The organism is Piscinibacter sp. PDB5-1 (assembly GCF_056676035.1).
Genome location: NZ_JBWVZL010000004.1, coordinates 468,162 through 484,813 on the forward strand (window position 1 = coordinate 468,162; position 16,652 = coordinate 484,813).

Sequence of the window (16,652 nt, forward strand, 5' to 3'; positions counted from 1 at the left end):
GCTGAGCGCCAGGCCGTTCGCAAGCCTGTCTTCGTTGCGCCTGAGGTGCGGCCATGAACGGTTTGCAATTCGGTGGCGAACGCGTGCCGCTGGTGCTGCAGACCGAGGCGGCCGAGTGCGGCCTCGCGTGTCTGGCGATGGTGGCGGCGCCGCATGGCTTGCGCACCGACCTGCCGACGCTGCGCCAGCGCTTTTCGCTCTCGCTCAAGGGCGCGACGGTCGCCGACCTCGTCCGCATGGCCGGCGAGATGCAGTTGAGCGCGCGTGCGATGCGGGCCGAGATCGAACACCTGCCCCAGCTGCAACTGCCCTGCGTGCTGCACTGGGACTTGAACCACTTCGTCGTGCTGACCAAGCTGACGCGCAAGGGCGCGGTGGTGCACGACCCGGCGCGCGGCGTGCGCCACGTTTCGCACGACGAACTGTCGCGGCACTTCACCGGCGTGGTGCTCGAGGTCGCACCGGCGCCCGACTTCCGCCCGCGCACCGAGCGCCAGTCGGTCACGCTGCGCCAGTTGCTTGGCCACGTCAGCGGGCTCAAGCGCTCGCTCGGCCAGATCTTCGTGCTGGCCGTGGCGCTCGAGTTCTTCATGCTGCTCGCGCCCTTCTTCCTGCAATGGGTGGTCGATGGCGTGCTGGTCAGCAACGACCGCAACCTGCTCGTGACGCTGGGCGCGGGGTTCGCGCTGGTCGTGCTGCTGCAGGTGGCGACCGGGGCGATCCGCTCGTGGGCGGTGCTGTACCTGTCGTCCACGCTCAACCTGCAGTGGCTGTCGAATGTGTTCGCGCACCTGATGCGGCTGCCGGTGAGCTGGTTCGAGACCCGGCACACCGGCGACGTCGTCTCGCGCTACAGCGCGGTGCAGACCATCCAGCAGACGCTGACCACCAGCTTCATCGAAGCGGTGCTCGATGGCCTGCTGGTGGTGCTGACGCTGGCGATGATGTGGGTCTACAGCGGCACGCTGACGGCCATCGCGCTCGGTTGCGTGGCGGTTTATGCGGGCTTGCGCTGGCTGTTCTTCAAACCGCTGCGCGACGCGACCGAAGAGTCCATCGTGCACGACGCCAAGCGTTCGACGCACTTTCTCGAATCGCTGCGCGGCGTGCAGTCGATCAAGCTCTTCAACCGCCAGCACGACCGCCAGGCGCAGTACATGAACCGCGTGGTCGATGCGATGAACGCGACCATCGCCACGCGCAAGCTCGAACTGATGTTCGGCGTGGCGCACAAGCTGGTGTTCGGGCTCGAACGCATCGCTGTCGTGTGGGTCGGCGCCCTGCTGGTGATGGACCAGCAGTTCTCGGTCGGCATGCTGTTCGCCTTTCTGGCCTACAAAGAACAGTTCGCCCAGCGTGTGAGCGGCCTGATCGACAAGGGCGTCGAGCTGAAGATGCTCAAGCTGCAAGGCGAGCGTCTCGCCGACATCGTGCTCACCACGCCCGAGCCGCAAGAGCGTCCGGCGCGCGAGCGCAGCGTCGAAGCGCGGCTTGAGCTCAACGGCATCGGCTTTCGCTACTCAGACGCTGAGGCCCCGGTGCTCGACCAGCTCAGCCTCACCATCGAGCCGGGCGAGTCGGTCGCCGTCGTCGGCCCCTCGGGCTGTGGCAAGACCACGCTCTTGAAGATCATGCTCGGCATCCACGCGCCGCAGGCGGGGGAGGTGCGCATCGGCGGCGTGCCGCTGTCGCAACTCGGCCTGCAGGCGTGGCGCGACATGATCGGCACCGTGATGCAAGACGACCAGCTCTTTGCCGGCTCGATCATCGACAACATCGCTTTCTTCGATGCGAGCCCCGACCTCGCCTGGGTCGAAGAATGCGCGCGGCTCGCGTCGGTGCACGACGAGGTCGAGGCGATGCCGATGAGCTACCACACGCTGATCGGCGACATGGGCACCAGCATCTCGGGGGGGCAGAAGCAGCGGCTGTTGCTGGCGCGTGCGCTCTACAAGCGGCCGAAGATCCTCTTCCTCGACGAAGCCACCAGCGCGCTCGACGTGGACCGCGAACGATTGGTGAACCAGGCGATCAAGGGCCTGTCGCTGACCCGCGTGATCGTCGCGCACCGCCCCGAGACCATCGCCTCGGCCAGCCGCGTGGTGGTGCTCGCCGAAGGGCGTGTCGCGCAAGACCTGCGCAGCGTCGGCACGCCCGCTGCGGCCTGAGGCGGTGGGCGGCGCCAGGGTTTTGCCGAAACCCTATCGCTGCAATCTAGTCGATTGATTGGCTCAAACGGGTCGGCTTGCTCACAATCATCAACAAGAATCATTCTTGTTTGGAGCCGCCACCATGAGCAAGTCCGCCACCTTCGGAGTCATGCACTTGGGCATCGCGTTCGGCGTGAGCTACGCGCTCACCGGCGACGTGGCCATTGCCGGGGCGATCACCTTCGTCGAGCCACTGGTCAACACGGTGGCGCACTACTTCTTCGACAAGTACTGGGACCACCCGCGTGTGCAAGGCTGGCGGGCGGGCTGGGCCAAGGCGGCGGCGCAGCCGCCGCTTGCGGTCAGCGACGCGGCGCGTTGAGGGGGTCGGCGTCACCTGCGGGCGGCGCGGTTTCGCGCTCCAGGTGACCGAGCCAGCGCATCGCCTGCTCGCGCGAGTCGCCGCACATGTCGGGCGAGGCCTGCAGCGAGCTGCACACGGCGGGCCGGTCGGGGTGGCCGAAGATCTTGCAGCGCAGTGCGTCGTCGAGTTGCACGCAGCGCTCGCCGGCGCGTTTCGACACCCCGCCGATCATCGGCATGCCGGGGATCGGTGACGAGATCGAAGGCGCGATGCAGCAGGCGCCGCAGCCGGGGCGGCAGTTCATCGTCGGGGTCGCGTCGTTCATCGCGCGATTGGACAACGAAAGCCGCGCGAAGCGCCCATTCACGCGGCTTTCGGGGTGACGCCAGGCGGGGTGCCAGCCTAAAATTCACGCCCCTGTTCACCCGTTGCGCGCGCCCCTTTTTCGGCGCCACCGGCCCCGACTCCGGCGCGCGACTCCACCCCCGGAGCCCCCGATGTTGTACCCCCATGAGTTCGACGTGATCGTCGTCGGCGGCGGCCATGCCGGCACCGAGGCCGCGCTCGCGGCCGCGCGCATGGGCTGCGACACGCTGCTGCTGACGCACAACATCGAGACCCTGGGCCAGATGAGCTGCAACCCGTCGATCGGCGGCATCGGCAAAGGCCACCTGGTTAAAGAGGTCGATGCGCTGGGCGGTGCGATGGCCGCCGCCACCGACGAGTCGGGCATCCAGTTCCGCATCCTCAACAGCAGCAAGGGCCCGGCCGTGCGGGCGACGCGGGCGCAGGCCGACCGCATCCTCTACAAGGCGGCGATCCGCCATCGGCTCGAAAACCAGCCGAACCTCACCCTCTTCCAGCAGGCGGTCGATGACCTGATGGTCGAAGGTGAGCGCGTGGTCGGGGCGGTCACCCAGGTCGGCATCCGCTTCCGCGCGCGCGCGGTGGTGCTGACGGCTGGCACCTTCCTCGACGGCAAGATCCACGTCGGCCTGCAAAACCACGCCGGCGGCCGCGCGGGTGACCCGCCGGCGGTCACGCTGTCGGCGCGGCTGAAAGAGCTGAAGCTGCCGCAGGGCCGGCTGAAGACCGGTACGCCGCCGCGCATCGACGGGCGCAGCATCGACTTCTCGCAGCTGGTCGAGCAGCCGGGTGACCTGGATCCGGTGCCGGTGTTCAGCTTCATGGGCGACGCCGCCCAGCACCCGCGCCAGGTGCCGTGCTGGATCACCCACACCAACGCGAACACGCACGAGATCATCCGCAGCGGCTTCGACCGCAGCCCGATGTTCACCGGCGTCATCGGCGGTGTTGGCCCGCGTTACTGCCCGAGCATCGAAGACAAGGTCAACCGCTTCGCCGACAAGGACGCGCACCAGATCTTCCTGGAGCCCGAGGGCCTGACGACGCACGAGTTTTACCCGAACGGCATCAGCACCAGCCTGCCCTTCGACGTGCAGCTGGCCGCCGTGCGCTCGATGCGCGGGCTGGAAAACGCCCACATCCTGCGCCCCGGTTACGCCATCGAGTACGACTACTTCGACCCGCGCGCGCTGAAGGCCTCGTTCGAGACGAAGGCGATCCAGGGTCTGTTCTTCGCCGGGCAGATCAACGGCACGACCGGCTACGAAGAAGCGGCGGCCCAGGGGTTGTTCGCCGGCATCAACGCGGCGCTGCAGGTGCGAGGCCAAGACGCCTGGACGCCGCGCCGCGACCAGGCCTACCTGGGCGTGCTGGTCGATGACCTCATCACCAAGGGCGTGACCGAGCCCTACCGCATGTTCACCAGCCGAGCTGAGTTCCGCCTGCAGCTGCGTGAAGACAACGCCGACCTGCGCCTGACCGAAATCGGCCGCGAGATGGGCTTGATCGACGATGCGCGCTGGGCGGCGTTCTGCCGCAAGCGCGATGCTGTTTCACGTGAAACAGAGCGACTCAAGCTGACCTGGGTCACGCCGCACACCCTGCCGGCCGCCGACGCCGAGCGGCTGGTCGGCAAGGCACTCGAACGCGAATACAACCTCGCCGACCTGATGCGCCGCCCGGGCGTGCACTTCGACGCCGTCGCCGAGGTCGCGGCCATCGCCAAACCCGAGGCCGGTGTTTCACGTGAAACATTGGCGGCGGAGCTGGGCGCGTCGATGGCCGAGGCGGTGGTCGAGCAGGTCGAGATCAGCATCAAGTACGCCGGCTACATCGACAAGCAGATCGACGAGGTGCAGCGGGCCGCCCACTACGAAGGCCTGCGCCTGCCGGCCGAGCTGGACTACAGCCAGGTGGCGGCCCTTAGCTTCGAGGTGCGGCAAAAGCTCAGTGCCCAGCGGCCCGAAACCCTGGGCCAGGCGTCGCGCATTTCGGGCGTGACGCCGGCGGCGATCTCGCTGCTGCTGATTCACCTGAAGAAGGGTCGCTTCAAGGGCTTCGCGGCCAACGACCTCAGCACCGCCGGCGGATCGACCGATGTCGCGGCCTGAGGGTGGGGCCGCGCTCATGACGGAGCCGCGTGACGAGCTCGCCCGGGGGGCGCAGGCGCTGGGCGTGTCGCTCAGCGAGGCGCAACTTGACGCCTTGCTCGCCTACCAGGCGCTGATCCTCAAGTGGAACAAGGTCTACAACCTCACGGCCGTGCGCGACCCGGCCGAGATGCTGACCCACCACCTGCTCGACAGCCTGGCCGTGGTGCCGGCGCTGTCGAGGCACCTGGCGACGCTTCCCGCCGGGGCCGCCGTCCGGGTGTTGGATGTCGGCAGCGGTGCCGGCCTGCCTGGCGTGGTGCTCGCCATCACCCTGCCCGCTCTCACCGTGGTGTGTGTGGACACGGTCGGCAAGAAGGCCAGTTTTATCCGCCAGGTGGCCGGTGAACTCGGCCTGCGCCAGCTCGGCGCCGAGCACGCCCGGGTCGAATCGCTCAAGCTGCCGCCCTTCGATCTGATCACCTCGCGCGCCTTCGCGTCGCTGAGGGACTTCGTCACCCTCACCCGCCCGCTGCTCAAGCCGGGGGGCGTGTGGATGGCGATGAAGGGCAAGCGCCCCGACGACGAGGCGGCCACCCTACCGCCCGACGTGTCGGTGTTTCACGTGGAACAACTCGCCGTGCCCGGCCTCGACGCCGAGCGTTGCCTGGTCTGGATGCAGCCCCGCGAAGGGTCGGCCCGATGACCCTGTTGGGCATCTCGGACTACGGCTCCTTCTGCGCCGCCGTGCTGGTGTTTCTGGCGCTGCCGGGGCCGGGCACCCTGGCGCTGCTGACCTCCACCGCCAAAGGCGGGCCTGCGGGCCGGTGCGGCGGCGACCGCCGGGCTGATCGTGGGGGACCAGGCCCTGCTGTGGCTGGCCGTCGGCGGGGTGTCGGCGCTGCTGCTCGCCCACCCGGTGGCCTTCCAGGTGGTGCAATCCGCCGGGGCGCTGTACCTGGTGTGGATCGGCCTGAAGCTGCTGTTCGCCAAAGACGGCGCACCGCCGGTCATCCACATCGAGCCGCGCCGCTACGCGCGGCAGGCGTTCTTCATCACGCTGCTGAACCCCAAGGCCATCGTGTTCTACATGGCCTTCTTCCCGCTCTTCATCAACCCCGACACGCACCGCGGTGCCCTGACCTTCGGGGCGATGGCGCTGACCATCGCCGGGCTGACCGCCCTGTACTGCCTGACCCTGTGCGCCTTTGCCCACGCCGTCACCGAGCAGCTAAAGGCGCACCGCCGGCTGGCGCGCGGGTTGCAGAAGCTGGCGGGCCTGTGCCTGGTTGGCTTTGGCATCCGCCTCGGCAGCAGCAGCTGAACCCCTCTTCTTTCACCGCACACACCACCCCATGACGCGCATCTTCTGCATCGCCAATCAAAAAGGCGGGGTCGGCAAGACGACGACCACCGTGAACCTCGCCGCCGGGCTGGCGCAGATCGGTCAACGCGTGCTGGTGGTGGACCTCGACCCGCAGGGCAATGCCACCATGGGCTCGGGCGTGGACAAGCGCGCGCTCGAACTCAGCGTCTACGACGTGCTGCTCGAATCGGCCACTATCGCCGAGGCGCGCCAGCGCAGCGAGAAGGTCGGCTACGACGTGCTGGGCGCCAACCGCGAGCTGGCCGGTGCCGAGGTCGAGCTGGTCGAGCTGGAGCGCCGCGACAAGCGCCTCAAGGCCGCCATCGCCACCGTGGCCGGCGACTATGACTTCGTGCTGATCGATTGCCCGCCGAGCCTGAGCCTGCTGACGCTCAACGGCCTGTGCAGCGCCCATGGCGTGGTGGTGCCGATGCAGTGCGAGTACTTCGCGCTCGAAGGCCTGAGCGACCTGGTGAACACCATCAAGCAGGTGCACGCCAACCTCAACTCCGACCTGCAGATCATCGGCCTGTTGCGGGTGATGTTCGACCCGCGCATCACCTTGCAGCAGCAGGTCAGCGAGCAGCTCAAGGCGCACTTCGGCGACAAGGTGTTCAACACGGTGATCCCGCGCAACGTGCGCCTGGCCGAGGCGCCGAGCTACGGGCTGCCGGGCGTGGTGTTCGACCCGGCCTCGCGCGGCGCGCAGGCCTTCGTCGAGTTCGCGGCCGAGATGGTCGAGCGGGCGAAGACGCAAACCGCGATGCCGGCGGCTGTCGCGCCGGCCTGATCCTTCGGCGCGCCCCCTGCTGGAAGGGGCGCGGCTTCCTCAGAGGCCCAAGCCTTCGTCCACCCCGAGGTGCAGGTTCATGCACTGCACGGCCGCGCCGCTGGCGCCCTTGCCCAGGTTGTCCAGGCGCGCGATCACCAGGACTTGCAGCGCGCTGGCGAAGACGAACAGGGTGACGCGGTTGGTGTCGTTGTCGGCCTGCACGTCGAAGAAGCCGTCTTCCAGCACGGCCGGGTCGCGCAGCGGGGCGACGCGGATGAAGCGTTCACCGGCGTAGTGCTTGACCAGCGCCTGGTGCACGGTCTCGGGCGTGGCGCCGGCCGACAATTGGCTGATGTGCAAGGGCACACTCACCGCCAAACCCTTGTAGAACGGGCCCACCACCGGCATGAAGAGCGGCGCATGGGCGAGGCCCGTGTGCGCCGCCATCTCGGGCAGGTGCTTGTGGCCCAGGCCCAGCGCGTAGGGGCGTGGCGCCTGCAGCTTGGGGTCGCCGCCGGCTTCGTACTGCTCGATCATCTTCTTGCCGCCGCCCGAGTAGCCGGTGATCGACTGGGCGCTGATGGCGGCGTGCCGGGGCAGGATGCCGGCGTCCACCAGCGGGCGCACGGCGAGGATGAAGGCCGTGGCGTGGCAGCCCGGATTGGCGATGCGCTTGCTGGTCTGGATGGCCGCGCGCTGGCCGTGGGCCAACTCGGGCAGGCCGAAAGCCCAGCCGGGGGCGGTGCGGTGCGCGGTGCTGGCGTCGATGACGCAGGTGTTGGGGTTGGTGACCAGGGCGACGGCTTCTTTCGCGGCCGCATCAGGCAGGCACAAGAAGGCCACGTCGGCGGCATTGAGCAGGCGGGCGCGCTCGGTGGCGTCCTTGCGCTTGTCGGCGTCGATGCGCAACACTTCGACGTCGCTGCGCCCGGCGAGGTACTCGTTGATGCGCAGGCCGGTCGTGCCTTCCTGGCCGTCCACAAACACCCGATGTTTCATGACTCACCCCTGCGCAAAAAAAGAGGCGCAAGGATAAGCCTTTGCCATGACGAACCCGACCCCGCGCATCCTTCACCTCCCCGGCTGGCAGGGCTCCAGCCTGGGCCACTGGCAAACCGAATGGACACGGCGGCACGGTGACCAGTGGGTCGAGCAAGACGACTGGGATTGGCCCAAGCGCGGCGACTGGATGACCCGGCTCGAAGAGGCGCTGCTGGCCGACCCGACGCCTGCCGTGCTGGTCGCCCACAGCCTGGGCTGCCACCTCGTGGCGGCGTGGGCGGCCCACTCGCAAAACACCGCCCGGGTGCGCGCCGCCCTGCTCGTCGCCCCACCCGACCTGGCCCGCCCCGAGGCCCCGCCGCAACTGCACACCTGGCGGCCGCTGGTGCGCGAGCGCCTGCCCTTCGCGAGCCTCGTCGTCTTCAGCCAGGACGACCCCTTCGGCTCGGCCGAATCCGCGCTGCGCTTCGCGGCCGATTGGGGCAGCGCGTCGGTCGCCATCGGCGCGCGCGGGCACATCAACGCCGAATCGGGCCTGGGCGCGTGGCCCGAGGGCCGGGCACTGCTCGACGGGCTGGTGGCGCGCTGAAGGGCGCGCGCGGCGTGCCGCAGCGCATCAACGAGAATCCCACCCCATGGTCACGAAGAAACCCAAGGGCCTCGGCCTGGGCCTCGAAGCATTGCTCGGCCCGAAAGTCAGCGACACCCCTGCGGCCCCGGCCGCTGCCGATGGCGCGCCCCGCACGCTGAAGCTCGACGTGCTGCAGCCCGGCAAGTACCAGCCGCGCACGCGCATGGACGAAGGCTCCTTGTACGAACTGGCCGAGAGCATCAAGGCGCAGGGGATCATGCAGCCCATCCTCGTGCGCCCGGTGGGCGGGGGCCGCTACGAGATCATCGCGGGCGAACGCCGCTCGCGCGCCGCCAAGCTGGCGGGTCTGAGCGAAGTGCCGGTGCTGGTGAAAGAGGTGCCCGACGAAGCCGCCGCGGCGATGGCGCTGATCGAGAACATCCAGCGCGAAGACCTCAACCCGCTCGAAGAGGCGCAAGGCATCTCGCGCCTCGTCAACGAGTTCAACCTCACCCACGAACAGGCCGCGCAGGCCGTGGGCCGCTCGCGCAGCGCCGCCAGCAACCTGCTGCGTTTGCTGCACCTGGCCGAGCCGGTGCAGCAACTGCTGATGGCCGGTGACATCGACATGGGCCATGCCCGCGCCCTGCTCTCGCTCGACGGCGCCCAGCAGATCCTCGCGGCCGGCGAGATCGTCGCCAAGAAGCTCAACGTGCGCGAAGCCGAGAAGCTGGCCACGCGCATGGGGTCGAGCCGCCAGCAGCCGCTGCTGCGTGTGCCGAAAGAAAAGCCGCGCGACCTCGCGCGCATCGAAGAGCAGCTGTCGGACGCCCTGACCGCGCAGGTCGAGATCCGCGTGAAGAAGCGCACCAAGCGTGGCGAACAGGGCGAGGTGGCCATCGCCTTTGGCTCGCTGGACGAACTCAACGGCTTGCTCGACAAGCTGGGCCTGTCATCGCAATGAGCGCAGCGCGCGTTGCCACGGGGTGACGATGCGCAAGGAACTTTGCTTCGTGTGCACGGCTCCTTGATTCAATGGCCTGCAGGTGCTTGATCTCGCGCCAGAAGGCACACATATTGCTGACATGTGGGCGTGAAGCAAACCACGAAACAAGCTGGCCAATACGCGTTTACTCTGGGCATGATCACCCCCACGATGCACGAAGCTTGAGGCTCGACATATAAGCTGATACCAAAGGAAAGCTCTGATGACGTCCCGCCAACGGGCTTCATCAGAACTTCCCCAAGACGGTGTTGAAGGTGGCCCCTTCACAGCGTCGTCCTGCACAGGAGATCAGCATGGATGTGATCAGCCATTTCGCCGCTCGTTTCGAGCGCACGCGCGAAGAAGAACTCTCGCTGGAGGAGTACCTCGCCGAGTGCAAGCGCAACCCGATCGCGTATGCCACCGCGGCTGAGCGCATGCTCAAGGCCATCGGCGAACCCCAGACCATCGACACGCGCAACGACCAGCGGCTGTCACGCCTGTTCGCCAACAAGGTCATCAAGGTCTACCCCGCCTTCGCCGAGTTCTACGGCATGGAAGACGCGATCGAGCAGGTCGTCTCGTACTTCCGCCACGCCGCGCAAGGCCTCGAAGAAAAGAAGCAGATCCTCTACCTGCTGGGCCCGGTGGGCGGCGGCAAGTCGTCGATCGCCGAGCGACTGAAGTCGCTGATGCAAGAGGTGCCCTTCTATGCGATCAAGGGCTCGCCGGTGAACGAGTCGCCGCTGGGCCTGTTCGATGCGGTCGAAGACGGGCCCATCCTCGAGAAGGAATACGGCATCCCGCGCCGCTACCTGCAGCGCATCCTGTCGCCCTGGGCCGTGAAGCGGCTCGAAGAGTACGGCGGCGACATCCGAAAGTTCAAGGTCGTCAAACGCTTCCCGTCGATCTTGAAGCAGGTGGGCATCGCCAAGACGGAGCCGGGCGACGAGAACAACCAGGACATCAGCTCGCTGGTCGGCAAGGTCGATATCCGCAAGCTCGAAACCTATGCGCAAGACGACCCCGACGCCTACAGCTACTCGGGTGGCCTGTGCCTCGCGAACCAGGGCCTGCTCGAGTTCGTCGAAATGTTCAAGGCGCCGATCAAGGTGCTGCACCCGCTGCTGACGGCCACGCAGGAGGGCAACTACAAGGGCACCGAAGGCTTTGGTGCCATCCCCTTCGACGGCGTGGTGCTCGCGCACAGCAACGAGAGCGAGTGGAAGACCTTCCGCAACAACAAGAACAACGAGGCCTTCCTCGACCGCATCTACATCGTGAAGGTGCCGTACTGCCTGCGCGTCAGCGAAGAGGTCAAGATCTACGAGAAGCTGCTGCGCGGCTCGTCGCTGGCGCAGGCCACCTGCGCCCCGGGCACGCTGAAGATGATGAGCCAGTTCGCGGTGCTGACGCGCCTGAAGGAGCCCGAGAACTCGTCGCTCTATTCGAAGATGCTGGTGTACGACGGTGAGAACCTGAAAGACACCGACCCGCGTGCCAAGAGCTTCGCCGAGTACCGCGACTACGCCGGGGTCGATGAAGGCATGAGTGGCATCTCGACGCGCTTCGCGTTCAAGATCCTCTCGAAAGTCTTCAACTTCGACTCGACCGAGGTGGCCGCCAACCCGGTGCACCTGATGTACGTGCTCGAACAGCAGATCGAGCGCGAGCAGTTCCCGGCCGAGACCGAGCAGAAGTACCTGGCCTTCATCAAGGAGCACCTGGCGACGCGCTATGCCGAATTCATCGGCAAAGAGATCCAGACGGCGTACCTCGAGAGCTACAGCGAGTACGGCCAGAACATCTTCGACCGCTACGTCACGTACGCCGACTATTGGATTCAGGACCACGAGTACCGCGACACCGACACCGGCGAGGTCTTCGACCGCGCGTCGCTGAACGCGGAGCTCGAGAAGATCGAGAAGCCCGCCGGCATTGCGAACCCGAAGGACTTCCGCAACGAGATCGTCAACTTCGTGCTGCGTGCGCGCGCCAACAACGCCGGCAACAACCCGGTGTGGACGAGCTACGAGAAGCTGCGCACCGTGATCGAGAAGAAGATGTTCTCGAACACCGAAGAGCTGCTGCCGGTCATCAGCTTCAACGCCAAGGCCAGCGCCGACGAGGCGAAGAAGCACGAGGACTTCGTGACCCGCATGGTGCAGAAGGGCTACACGCCCAAGCAGGTGCGCCTGCTGTGCGAGTGGTATCTGCGCGTTCGCAAGAGCTCGTGACGGGGTGAGGTCTTCTTCACCGCACAGACGCCAAGACCGCCAAGGAAATGCATGAGGATTTCTCTCCGGAAGCAGCCCCGTTCTTGTCTTGGCGACCTTTGCGTCCTTCGCGTCTTGGCGGTAAGAAACCCGGGGCATGACTCCCCGTGTCCCCGGTGAACAAGGACATTGCATGTTTCAGCAGATCATCGATCGACGGCTGGCGGGCAAGAACAAGTCCATCGGCAACCGCGAGCGCTTCCTGCGCCGCCACAAGGAGCAGATCCGCGAGGCGGTGAAGCGCGCGGTCGATGGGCGCGGCATCCGCGACATCGCGCAGGGTGAAGACATCCACATCCCCAAGCGCGACATCGCCGAGCCCGTGTTCGGCCATGGCCAGGGCGGCAAGCGCGAGATGGTCCACCCTGGCAACAAGGAATACGTGCGCGGCGACCGCATCGAGCGGCCGCAAGGCGGTGGGGGTGGCGGCGGTGGCGGCCAGGCCAGCGATCAAGGTGAAGGCGACGACGACTTCGTCTTCCACCTGACCAAAGAAGAGTTCATGCAGGTCTTCTTCGACGACCTCGCCTTGCCCAACCTCGCGCGCACCACACTCGCCGAGACGCCCGAGTTCAAAACGCACCGCGCCGGCTACAGCAGCGACGGCACGCCCAACAACCTGCACGTCGTGCGCTCGATGCGCGGGGCCATCGGCCGGCGCATCGCGCTGGGCTCGGAGTCGCGGCGCGAGCTGCGCCAGCTCGAAGAGCACCTGGACGCCATCAAGCGCCACCCCGCGCCGAACCCGCACGCGCATGAAATCCCCGGGCTTGAACGCGAGATCGAAGCCCTGCGTGCGCGGCTCGGCCGCATCCCCTTCCTCGACCCGATCGACCTGCGCTACCGCAGCCGCGTGAAGGTGCCGGTGCCGACCGCCAAGGCGGTGATGTTCTGCTTGATGGACGTGTCGGGCTCGATGGACGAGGCGCGCAAGGACCTGGCCAAGCGCTTCTTCATCTTGCTGTACCTCTTTCTCACGCGGCACTACGAGCGCATCGACATCGTGTTCATCCGCCACCACACGCAGGCACAAGAAGTCGATGAGCAGAACTTCTTCCATTCCACCGAGACCGGCGGCACCGTGGTGTCGAGCGCCCTGGTGCTGATGGAAGAGATCGCCCGCGCGCGCTACCCGACCAGCGAGTGGAACATCTACGGCGCGCAGGCCAGCGACGGCGACAACTGGCACCACGACAGCGGCCGCTGCCGCGAGCTGCTGGCCAACAACATCCTGCCGCTGTGCCGCTACTTCGCCTACGTGCAGGTGGCCGAAGAAGAGCAGAACCTGTGGGACGAATACACCGCGCTCGCCGGCGAGTCGAAGGTGTTCGCCATCCGCAAGGCGACCGAAGCCTCGCAGATCTACCCGGTGTTCAGAGACTTGTTCAAGAAAGAAGGAGCTGCGGCATGACGCCCCCGCGCCCTGATTCGACCGCGGCCGATGCACCGCGCCAACGCGCCGCCGACATCGTCACCCCGCCCAAGGCCACCGAGCCCCTGCCTGCGCCCAGCGACTGGTCGTTCGACCTGATCGAGCGCTACCACGAGGTCATCCGCAGCACGGCCGAACGCTTCGGGCTCGACACCTACCCGAACCAGCTCGAGATCATCACCGCCGAGCAGATGATGGACGCCTATGCGTCGGTGGGCATGCCGGTGAACTACCGCCACTGGAGCTACGGCAAAGAGTTCATCGCCACCGAGAAGAACTACAAGCGCGGCCACATGGGCCTCGCCTACGAGATCGTCATCAACTCGAACCCTTGCATCAGCTACCTGATGGAAGAGAACACGATGGCGATGCAGGCCCTGGTGATCGCGCACGCGGCCTACGGCCACAACAGCTTCTTCAAGGGCAACTACCTCTTCCGCATGTGGACCGATGCGGCGTCGATCATCGACTACCTCGTCTACGCGAAGAACTACGTGACCGAATGCGAAGAGCGCCACGGGCTCGACGCCGTCGAAGCCCTGCTCGACAGCTGCCATGCGCTGATGAACCACGGCGTCGATCGCTACCGCCGGCCCAGCCGCAAGTCGCTCGCGCAAGAGCTCGCCGATCGCAAGGACCGCGAAGCCTACGCGCAGCAGCAGGTCAACGACATGTGGCGCACGCTGCCCGCGCGGCCCGAGAAGGCCGCCGAAGAGCAGGTCGCGCGCCGCTTTCCCGAAGAGCCGCAAGAGAACCTGCTGTATTTCATCGAGAAGAACGCCCCGTTGCTCGAACCTTGGCAGCGCGAGGTCGTGCGCATCGTGCGCAAGGTGGCGCAGTACTTCTACCCGCAGCGCCAGACGCAGGTGATGAACGAAGGCTGGGCCACGTTCTGGCACCACAAGCTGCTCAACACGATGTATGACGACGGTCATCTCACCGACGGCATGATGATCGAGTGGTTGAAGTCGCACACCAACGTCGTCTACCAGCCCCGCGTCACCGACCGCCACTACAGCGGCATCAATCCCTACGCGCTCGGCTTTGCGATGTACACCGACATCAAGCGCATCTGCGAGAAGCCGACCGACGAAGACCGGCACTGGTTTCCTGAACTCGCGGGCCGCGACTGGCTGGAGACCATCGACCACGCGATGCGCAACTTCAAGGACGAGAGCTTCATCGGCCAGTACCTGTCGCCCACGCTGATGCGTGAGTTCAGGTTCTTCTCGATCGTCGACGACGAGAAAGAGTCAGAACTCGAAGTCGCCGCCATCCACGACGAAAGCGGCTACCGGCGCGTGCGCGAGTCCTTGTCGCGGCAATACGACCTCGGCAGCCGCGAGCCCAACATCCAGGTCTGGAACGTCAACCTGCGCGGCGACCGTTCGCTCACGCTGCGCCACACGCAGCACAACGGCCGCCCGTTGCACGACAGCGCGCACGACGTGCTCAAGCACGTCGCCCGGCTGTGGGGCTTCGGCGTGCACCTGGAAAGCGTCAACGCCGCCAACGACGTGACGCAGCGCTGGTCGGTGCCGGCACCGCACCAGTGAGCGCTTCGTTGACGTCTGCGTGACCGGGCCGGGAGGCGCGGCACGCTGGCGTGCGAGGCGAGTGTTTGGCGGCGTCAGTCGAACAGGTCGCTCAGCCACGACTTGCGGCGGTGGCCATGGTGGTGCTTGCCGTAGTCGGAATCCTCGAAGTCGCGGCGTGCGACGGGGATCGGCGCGTGAGAGCTGGGCGCCGGCCGCACCGGTTCGCCGCGCGAGGCGGATTCGTGCGTGCCGGCAAGTTCGATCAGCTTGTCGAGCTCGCCCCGATCGAGCCAGACACCCCGGCACTTCGGGCAGTAGTCGATCTCAACGCTCTGGCGGTGGCTCATCAGCAGGGTGGTTTCGGGGCACACGGGGCATTGCATGAACGGCTCCTGTTGGGAAGGGGACATCAAGATCGCTGTGCGCTCAGAGAGACGGCCGGTGGCGGAGTTCCACGGTCGGCCGGGCCAGAGGGTGGTCGGGGCGGCACGTGGCCTGCGGCCTGAGCACACGAAGCCCGCCAAGGCCGGCGCCGATGAGCGGGCCCGTCAGGACGCGATACTGCGCGCTTCGCTGTCTTTCGTCCGACCGATTCTGCCCCCGACATGCCCACGCCCTACACCCTCTACGGCGCCGAGATCAGCTACTACACCGCCAAGGTGCGCGCGTACCTGCGCTGGAAGGGCCTGCCGTTTGCCGAGGTGCTGGCCGATGCGCATGTCTACAAGACGGTGATCCTGCCGGGCGTGGGCGTGCGGGTCATCCCCGTGCTCAAGACGCCCGAGGGCGCGCTCTTGCAAGACAGCAGCGACATCATCGACGCGCTGGAAGCGCAGCATCCCGCGCCGCCGGTCTACCCCGCCACGCCCGTGCAGCGGCTCCTCGCGCTGTGGATCGAGTGTGTGGCCGATGAATGGCTGTTGATCCCCGCGATGCATTACCGCTGGCACCACGACGCCGAATGGGCGATGGCGCAGTTCGGCGCGGTCAATGCACCGCAGGCGACGCCCGCTGAGCAGCAGGCCATCGGCCAGCAGATTGCCGGGCCGTTCGCGAAGGCGGCCGATGCGCTCGGCGCCCTGCCCCACGCCCACGCGGCGGTCGAGGCGTCGTACGAAGGCTTGCTGCGTGAGCTGGACGCGCACTTCGCCGTCTCACCAGCCCTGCTGGGCGCGCGGCCGTGCCTCGCCGACTTCGGGCTGATCGGCCCGCTCTACGCGCACCAGTACCGCGACCCGACGGCCGGCGCGCTGATGCGTCGCCTGGCACCGCACGTGGTGCGCTGGGTCGAGCAGGTGCAGCACGCGCCGCAGTCGCTGTCTGGCGAACTGCTCGCCGACGACGCGATCCCTGCCACCTTGGTGCCGGTGCTGCAGCGCTGGTCGCGCGAATTCATTCCGGTGCTGGCCGACACGGCCGCGCAAGTGCGCGCCTGGAGCGTCGAGCACCCGGGCGAGGCCTTGCCACGCGCGCTGGGCAAGCACGCCTTCACGCTCGAAGGCGTGACCAGCGAGCGGGTGGTCCGTCCCTACAGCCTGTGGATGTGGCAGCGGGTCAATGACCACCTGCGCCGCCTGACAGGGCCCGAGCATGCGCGTGTGGCGCAGGCCTTGCGGGCCATCGGGGCGGATGGCCTGCTGCACATGCCCGAGTTGCCGGGCCTGACGCGCGAGGGTCTGACCGTGCGCCCCCTGCCGGCGGATGCCTCGGCTGAAACTTGAGCAGGTGTGAACGCGCCCT

General features: G+C 67.1%; 14 protein-coding genes and 1 pseudogene. 12 read left to right on the top strand and 3 right to left on the bottom strand.

Features of this window, described 5'->3' with window-relative positions:
• Positions 1-53 precede the first annotated feature (53 nt).
• Positions 54-2,168: a peptidase domain-containing ABC transporter gene (locus AC1KAT_RS18435; protein WP_480328432.1), complete on the top strand. Its 2,115-nt coding sequence runs from the start codon at positions 54-56 to the stop codon at positions 2,166-2,168.
• Positions 2,169-2,292: 124 nt separating this feature from the next.
• Positions 2,293-2,532, top strand: a complete 240-nt coding sequence (locus AC1KAT_RS18440) for a DUF2061 domain-containing protein (RefSeq protein ID WP_480328433.1) — start codon at positions 2,293-2,295, stop codon at positions 2,530-2,532.
• On the opposite strand, the gene AC1KAT_RS18445 is transcribed toward AC1KAT_RS18440, so the two are convergent.
• The gene (locus tag AC1KAT_RS18445; protein ID WP_480328530.1) at positions 2,513-2,818 is read right to left on the bottom strand and encodes a YkgJ family cysteine cluster protein; all 306 of its coding nucleotides are present in this window, start codon (positions 2,816-2,818) and stop codon (positions 2,513-2,515) included. The genes AC1KAT_RS18440 and AC1KAT_RS18445 overlap by 20 nt on opposite strands.
• Before the next feature lie 193 nt (positions 2,819-3,011).
• On the opposite strand from AC1KAT_RS18445, the gene mnmG reads away from it, so the two are divergent.
• The 4 genes and pseudogenes from mnmG (at position 3,012) to AC1KAT_RS18465 (ending at position 7,126) form a co-directional block, all read left to right on the top strand.
• Positions 3,012-4,991 carry a tRNA uridine-5-carboxymethylaminomethyl(34) synthesis enzyme MnmG gene (gene mnmG, locus AC1KAT_RS18450; protein WP_480328434.1) on the top strand — a complete coding sequence of 660 codons (1,980 nt, stop codon included), beginning with the start codon at positions 3,012-3,014 and terminating at the stop codon, positions 4,989-4,991.
• A gap of 16 nt (positions 4,992-5,007) precedes the next feature.
• Positions 5,008-5,676 carry a 16S rRNA (guanine(527)-N(7))-methyltransferase RsmG gene (rsmG, locus tag AC1KAT_RS18455; protein WP_480328435.1) on the top strand — a complete coding sequence of 223 codons (669 nt, stop codon included), beginning with the start codon at positions 5,008-5,010 and terminating at the stop codon, positions 5,674-5,676.
• Positions 5,677-5,678: 2 nt separating this feature from the next.
• A pseudogene (locus AC1KAT_RS18460) lies at positions 5,679-6,294 on the top strand (LysE family transporter).
• Positions 6,295-6,325: 31 nt separating this feature from the next.
• Positions 6,326-7,126 carry a ParA family protein gene (locus tag AC1KAT_RS18465; protein ID WP_480328436.1) on the top strand — a complete coding sequence of 267 codons (801 nt, stop codon included), beginning with the start codon at positions 6,326-6,328 and terminating at the stop codon, positions 7,124-7,126.
• 39 nt (positions 7,127-7,165) lie between these two features.
• On the opposite strand, the gene argC is transcribed toward AC1KAT_RS18465, so the two are convergent.
• Positions 7,166-8,107 carry an N-acetyl-gamma-glutamyl-phosphate reductase gene (argC, locus tag AC1KAT_RS18470; RefSeq protein WP_480328437.1) on the bottom strand — a complete coding sequence of 314 codons (942 nt, stop codon included), beginning with the start codon at positions 8,105-8,107 and terminating at the stop codon, positions 7,166-7,168.
• A gap of 46 nt (positions 8,108-8,153) precedes the next feature.
• On the opposite strand from argC, the gene AC1KAT_RS18475 reads away from it, so the two are divergent.
• From AC1KAT_RS18475 to AC1KAT_RS18495, 5 genes are all read left to right on the top strand, one after another.
• Positions 8,154-8,699, top strand: a complete 546-nt coding sequence (locus AC1KAT_RS18475) for an RBBP9/YdeN family alpha/beta hydrolase (protein WP_480328438.1) — start codon at positions 8,154-8,156, stop codon at positions 8,697-8,699.
• Between the two features lie 46 nt (positions 8,700-8,745).
• Positions 8,746-9,645, top strand: coding sequence for a ParB/RepB/Spo0J family partition protein (locus AC1KAT_RS18480; protein WP_480328439.1), 900 nt, complete (start codon positions 8,746-8,748; stop codon positions 9,643-9,645).
• Positions 9,646-9,980: 335 nt separating this feature from the next.
• Entirely contained in the window at positions 9,981-11,903 is a 1,923-nt protein-coding gene (locus AC1KAT_RS18485) for a PrkA family serine protein kinase (protein ID WP_480328440.1), read from the top strand.
• Positions 11,904-12,075: 172 nt separating this feature from the next.
• Positions 12,076-13,353, top strand: coding sequence for a YeaH/YhbH family protein (locus AC1KAT_RS18490; protein WP_480328441.1), 1,278 nt, complete (start codon positions 12,076-12,078; stop codon positions 13,351-13,353).
• The gene (locus AC1KAT_RS18495) at positions 13,350-14,930 is read left to right on the top strand and encodes a SpoVR family protein (protein ID WP_480328442.1); all 1,581 of its coding nucleotides are present in this window, start codon (positions 13,350-13,352) and stop codon (positions 14,928-14,930) included. Before AC1KAT_RS18490 ends, AC1KAT_RS18495 begins: the two co-directional genes overlap by 4 nt.
• Before the next feature lie 74 nt (positions 14,931-15,004).
• Here the strand turns inward: AC1KAT_RS18495 and AC1KAT_RS18500 are convergent, their stop codons facing one another.
• Positions 15,005-15,295 carry a TFIIB-type zinc ribbon-containing protein gene (locus AC1KAT_RS18500; RefSeq protein ID WP_480328443.1) on the bottom strand — a complete coding sequence of 97 codons (291 nt, stop codon included), beginning with the start codon at positions 15,293-15,295 and terminating at the stop codon, positions 15,005-15,007.
• Positions 15,296-15,517: 222 nt separating this feature from the next.
• Between AC1KAT_RS18500 and AC1KAT_RS18505 the strand changes: the two genes are divergently transcribed.
• Positions 15,518-16,633: a glutathione S-transferase gene (locus tag AC1KAT_RS18505; RefSeq protein WP_480328444.1), complete on the top strand. Its 1,116-nt coding sequence runs from the start codon at positions 15,518-15,520 to the stop codon at positions 16,631-16,633.
• Positions 16,634-16,652: the final 19 nt, after the last annotated feature.